The sequence below is a fragment of the Sinorhizobium terangae genome (assembly GCF_009601505.1).
Classification (GTDB): domain Bacteria; phylum Pseudomonadota; class Alphaproteobacteria; order Rhizobiales; family Rhizobiaceae; genus Sinorhizobium; species Sinorhizobium terangae.
Map to the genome: position 1 here is coordinate 1 of NZ_WITC01000035.1, position 5,714 is coordinate 5,714.

The 5,714-nt window shown below is 61.0% G+C and carries 5 protein-coding genes; 3 read left to right on the forward strand and 2 right to left on the reverse strand.

The window, feature by feature from the left end:
- The first annotated feature begins 60 nt into the window (after window positions 1-60).
- Window positions 61-1,006, forward strand: a protein-coding gene (locus GHK62_RS08390; RefSeq protein ID WP_167528167.1) for an IS630 family transposase whose coding sequence is annotated in 2 segments (ribosomal slippage) — window positions 61-399 and window positions 401-1,006 — 945 coding nt in all. Because the reading frame shifts where the segments join, the coding sequence is not laid out codon by codon here.
- Between the two features lie 83 nt (window positions 1,007-1,089).
- On the opposite strand, the gene leuA is transcribed toward GHK62_RS08390, so the two are convergent.
- Both leuA and GHK62_RS08400 read right to left on the reverse strand, forming a co-directional pair.
- Window positions 1,090-2,799, reverse strand: coding sequence for a 2-isopropylmalate synthase (gene leuA, locus GHK62_RS08395; protein ID WP_153438052.1), 1,710 nt, complete (start codon window positions 2,797-2,799; stop codon window positions 1,090-1,092).
- A 438-nt stretch (window positions 2,800-3,237) separates the two neighbouring features.
- The gene (locus tag GHK62_RS08400) at window positions 3,238-3,825 is read right to left on the reverse strand and encodes an ATP-dependent Clp protease proteolytic subunit (protein ID WP_153438054.1); all 588 of its coding nucleotides are present in this window, start codon (window positions 3,823-3,825) and stop codon (window positions 3,238-3,240) included.
- A gap of 251 nt (window positions 3,826-4,076) precedes the next feature.
- Between GHK62_RS08400 and GHK62_RS08405 the strand changes: the two genes are divergently transcribed.
- Together GHK62_RS08405 and GHK62_RS08410 are read left to right on the forward strand one after the other, a co-directional pair.
- Entirely contained in the window at window positions 4,077-4,553 is a 477-nt protein-coding gene (locus GHK62_RS08405; protein ID WP_153438056.1) for a GNAT family N-acetyltransferase, read from the forward strand.
- Window positions 4,554-4,753: 200 nt separating this feature from the next.
- A protein-coding gene (locus GHK62_RS08410; protein WP_167528167.1) for an IS630 family transposase occupies window positions 4,754-5,699 on the forward strand; the annotation gives its coding sequence in 2 pieces (ribosomal slippage) (window positions 4,754-5,092 and window positions 5,094-5,699; 945 coding nt in all).
- The last annotated feature ends 15 nt before the right edge of the window (window positions 5,700-5,714 follow it).

Below are 5,714 nucleotides of genomic sequence, written 5' to 3' on the forward strand. Positions count from 1 at the left end.
GGATTCCCTTTTTGTTGGGATTGTGATTCAAGATCATTGCTGGTGAGGAGGCCAGCAATGATGGCGCGACCTCTTTCTCTTGATTTACGCCAGCGCGTCGCCGCCGCTTTGGCCGGAGGCATGACGGTGCGGGCGGCCGCCTTGCGCTTTGGGATATCGGCGGCGACGGCGGTGCGGATCGGCCAGCTCGACCGGTCCGGCCGCGGTTTGGCGCCGGCCAAGATGGGGGGCCATGTCAAACCCATGCTGCGGGGCGCGGCGGCCGATGAGGTTCACCGCCGACTGGCGGCCAAAACCGATTGGACGGTGCGGGCGCTTGCCGCCGATCTGAAGGCGGCCGGGATCGATGTCTCGCATGACACCGTTTGGCGGTTTCTGCGCCGCGAAGGCAAGACATTTAAAAAAAACGCTGATCGCCAGCGAGCAGGACAGGCCGAAGGTGGCGCGCTTCCGAAGCCGCTGGAAGACCCATCAACATCGACTTGATCCGCGCCGCCTGGTGTTCGTTGACGAAACCTGGGTCAAAACCAACATGACGCGCAGCCGCGGCTGGTGTCAGCGCGGCCAGCCGCTGATCGCCAGAATACCGCATGGCCATTGGAAGACGCTGACCTTCCTCGCCGGGCTGCGTCACGACCGCATCGTCGCACCCTTCGTGCTCGACGGCCCGATCAACGGCATTGCCTTCACCGCCTGGGTCGAGCAATGCCTGGCGCCAACCCTCAACCCCGGGGATATCGTCATCCTCGACAATCTCGGCAGCCACAAGGGCAAGCCGGCGCGCAGCGCCATCCGCGACGCCGGCGCCCATCTGTTCTTCCTGCCGCCCTACAGCCCCGACCTCAATCCGATCGAGATGATGTTCGCCAAACTCAAGACCCTGCTGCGCAAGGCCGACGAGCGTAGCGTCGAGGCGACATGGCGGCGCGTCGGCGAAGCTCTCAAGGCGTTCAGCCCGCACGAATGCGCCGCCTATCTCAGGCATGCAGGATACGTTTCAACGTAGGTCTGACAGACTCTAAAAACGAAAAAGCCGCGCGGTCCAAGAGAACCGGCGCGGCTTTTCTGCATAGGCTGATGTTGGCGGTCCTATACCGCCTTCATCTCCAGCACCCGGTTGGCCGCCGAAACGATCGCTTCCAGCGAGGCAGCGACGATATTGGTATTGATGCCCACGCCGAACAGCGTGCCGCCGGGATACTCGACCTCGACATAGGCAATGGCCGCGGCATTCGAACCATGCTGCAGCGAGTGCTCCGAGTAGTCGGCCACCGAAAGCTCGATGCCGAGATAGATCGACAGCGCATTGATGAAGCCGTCGATCGGGCCGGTGCCCTTGCCCTCGATCCGCTTGGTCTCGCCCTTGTCTGTGATCTCCGCGGCAACGACGCGCAGGCCCTTGTGTTCACCGACCGGATAAGTGTGGTGGTCAACGAATTTCAGCCGGGCGTGTGGCTGCTCCACGTAACGCTCGAGGAAGCGGGCATGGATGCGCTTCGACGGCAGCTCCTTGCCCTCTTCGTCGGTGATGCGCTGGATGTCCTCGCGGAACTCGACCTGCAGGTTACGCGGCAGGTTGATGCCGTAGTCTTCCTGCAGAATATAGGCGATCCCGCCCTTGCCGGACTGGGAGTTGATGCGGATGATCGCCTCGTAGCTGCGGCCGACATCACGCGGGTCGATCGGCAGATAAGGCACTTCCCAGAGCGGCTTGTTGGCCTGCTTGATCGCCTTCATACCCTTGTTGATCGCGTCCTGGTGCGATCCGGAGAAAGCCGTGTAGACGAGTTCGCCGACGTAGGGGTGGCGCTCGGGAATGACCATCTGGTTCGAATATTCGTAGACTTCTTTGATCCGCACGATGTCCGAGCAGTCGAGCATTGGGTCGACGCCCTGCGTGAACATATTCAGGGCCAGCGTCACCACATCGACGTTGCCGGTGCGCTCGCCATTGCCGAAGAGCGTTCCCTCGACGCGGTCGGCGCCTGCCATCAGGGCCAACTCCGTTGCGGCGACGCCGGTACCGCGGTCATTGTGCGGATGCAGCGAGATGATCAGGTTTTCGCGATTGTCGAGATTGCGGCACATCCACTCGATCTGGTCGGCGTAGATGTTCGGTGTCGCCATTTCGACAGTCGAGGGCAGATTGATGATCAGCTTGTTGTCCGGCGACGGCCTTACGATTTCGGTGACCGCGTTGCAGATCTCCAGCGCCACTTCGAGCTCGGTGCCCGTAAAACTTTCCGGCGAATATTCGAAGCGATAGCCGCCGCCGGCCTTCGCCGCCATGTCGGTGATCATCTTGGCGGCATCGGTCGCGATCTGCTTGATGCCGGCGACGTCCTTGCCGAACACCACGCGGCGCTGCAACTCGCTGGTCGAATTGTAGAAATGAACGATCGGCCTATGGGCACCGCGCAGCGCCTCGAACGTGCGGGTGATCAGTTCCGGCCGGCATTGCACCAGCACCTGCAGGGATACATCGTCGGGGACATTGCCCTCCTCCACACACCAGCGTGCGAAGTCGAAGTCGGTCTGCGAGGCGGACGGGAAACCTATCTCGATTTCCTTGAAGCCCATGTCGACCAGCAGATGGAACATACGCGACTTGCGGTCGTGCCCCATCGGATCGACCAACGCCTGATTGCCATCGCGCAGATCCACCGAGCACCAGATCGGCGCTTGCGTGATGGTCTTGGACGGCCAGGTCCGGTCCGTCAGCGCGATCTGCGGGTAAGGCTGATATTTCACCGCCGCCTCGGGCATGCCGGTTTTGATGGAATGCGATTTCAGAATCATGTGCAGCTTCTCTTCGTCACTGGAGCGTGGCTTGCCAGATGCAATAGCCGATCATCGGAGACATTGCGATCGCTAACGCCGCGGGGCCGTGCCTTTTGTTTCAGCACTCTTGGGATTCGAGGAGCATCTGCCGGCTAGGCTTTTCGGCCGCCGGGCGCTCCTCAGCGAACCCGGCAACCGCGAATAAGGCCGAGAAGAAGAAGCGAGGCGAAGGCGCGAGACGGCGCACGATTGTCATCGTGTCCGGGGAAGATCGCTGCGATCTTGTGTGCCTTGGCCTGTTTCATGGGGAAAGCCTATACACGGCTTGGCGCGGCGGGGCAAGGGAGACGGCGCCGATATAGCCGGAGCCGCTTCACCCGCGAATGCGAGAGCAAAGAAAAGAAAAAGGCACCGGCGCGCGGCCGATGCCTTTCGTGTGATTGTGCCCTATCGCGCTCAGACGTCGGCGATCGACGTGATGATCCGCGAAACGAGCCCGTATTCCTTCGCTTCTTCCGCTCCGAGCCAATAGTCACGGTCGGTATCCTTGGCGATCTTTTCGACCGGCTGGCCGGTTGCTGCGGAGAAGATCTTGTTCAGGCGCTCGTTCATCTTGAGGATTTCGCGTGCCTGGATCTCGATATCGGAGGCCATGCCGCGTGTGCCGCCGGACGGTTGGTGCAGCAGGAAGCGCGTGTTCGGCAGGCAAAGGCGCCGCTCCTTCGGCGGACCGACATAGATCAGAGCACCGGCGGAGGCTACCCAGCCGGTGCCGATCGTCCAGACCTTTGGTTTCACGAACTTGATCATGTCGTGAATGCTGTCGCCGGACTCGACGTGGCCGCCGGGAGAATTGACGAAGATGCGGATATCGTCATCGCTGGCGGAAGCGAGCGCCACGAGCTGCGAGCAAACCTTCTGCGCCAGTTCCTGCGTGATCGTCCCGTAGATGAAAATCGAACGCGACTTGAAAAGGTTCGCCTCCGTTTCCTTGCCGAGCGGCAATTCGGTCTTCTTTTCTTCCTGTTCGTCGTCGTTCCGCATTCTTCGGACTCCTCATGAAATGTCTTCAAAGTCAGATAATGCGACTCGACGGCGAAGACAATGCAAACAGGCGCTCGAAGACCGGGTTCGAGTAGTCGGCGCTGCCGCCATGGTAAATGCCGGAGCCGCAAATGCCGTTTGGACAGCGGGCGAAAGGCCAATAAGATCAGTACGTCATGGAAGGGCGCAGGGACCTGCGGCTCGCCTTCTAGGCGAGCCAAGCCCTAATCGTTTCACAAGGAAAATCCGAAATGCCGGTAATCCGCTCCGCCATGCCACACGAGATGGAAGCTCTTGCTCAGATTGGTCTATCCGCCTGGTGCAAGGGAATAAAGCCGCTTGTGCCGGCGCCAGTTGCCGTGAAGATCGAACGAAGCAACCCGTTCCTTTCTTTCCTCAGGGAACTTGGCTCGCGTGTGTTGATCGCCGAAATCGATGGCGAACTCGCCGGCCTCGGCGCTTGCGAGCACGAAGACGACACGATCAGCGATATTTGGGTATCCCCCGCCTTTGAAGGGCGGGGTGCCGGATCGGCTCTCATAGCTGCGCTTGAAGCGCAAATCGCTGAGCGGGGACACACCGAGGCGCGGATCCACGTCGCTGCAGCAAACGAACGAGCCCTTCGGCTCTATCAGAACCTTGGATATCGACAGCTTTGGCGGAAGCTCGATTTCGATCCAATCCTGGAGACCGATCTGGAGAAGATCGGCCTGTCGAAGTCCCTCTAGACTAATGCTTGTCGCCCGAAAGTGTGCAGCGGTATCGGGACAACGACATGCATGCAACCAAAGAACTTAAAGCGCGTCGCGTAGCTCCAATTGAATGCGACGCGCTTTAGAGTCGGTCAGCGTTAAGCTGAATCGAAACAGGATTCCCTTTTTGTTGGGATTGTGATTCAAGATCATTGCTGGTGAGGAGGCCAGCAATGATGGCGCGACCTCTTTCTCTTGATTTACGCCAGCGCGTCGCCGCCGCTTTGGCCGGAGGCATGACGGTGCGGGCGGCCGCCTTGCGCTTTGGGATATCGGCGGCGACGGCGGTGCGGATCGGCCAGCTCGACCGGTCCGGCCGCGGTTTGGCGCCGGCCAAGATGGGGGGCCATGTCAAACCCATGCTGCGGGGCGCGGCGGCCGATGAGGTTCACCGCCGACTGGCGGCCAAAACCGATTGGACGGTGCGGGCGCTTGCCGCCGATCTGAAGGCGGCCGGGATCGATGTCTCGCATGACACCGTTTGGCGGTTTCTGCGCCGCGAAGGCAAGACATTTAAAAAAAACGCTGATCGCCAGCGAGCAGGACAGGCCGAAGGTGGCGCGCTTCCGAAGCCGCTGGAAGACCCATCAACATCGACTTGATCCGCGCCGCCTGGTGTTCGTTGACGAAACCTGGGTCAAAACCAACATGACGCGCAGCCGCGGCTGGTGTCAGCGCGGCCAGCCGCTGATCGCCAGAATACCGCATGGCCATTGGAAGACGCTGACCTTCCTCGCCGGGCTGCGTCACGACCGCATCGTCGCACCCTTCGTGCTCGACGGCCCGATCAACGGCATTGCCTTCACCGCCTGGGTCGAGCAATGCCTGGCGCCAACCCTCAACCCCGGGGATATCGTCATCCTCGACAATCTCGGCAGCCACAAGGGCAAGCCGGCGCGCAGCGCCATCCGCGACGCCGGCGCCCATCTGTTCTTCCTGCCGCCCTACAGCCCCGACCTCAATCCGATCGAGATGATGTTCGCCAAACTCAAGACCCTGCTGCGCAAGGCCGACGAGCGTAGCGTCGAGGCGACATGGCGGCGCGTCGGCGAAGCTCTCAAGGCGTTCAGCCCGCACGAATGCGCCGCCTATCTCAGGCATGCAGGATACGTTTCAACGTAGGTCTGACAGACTCTA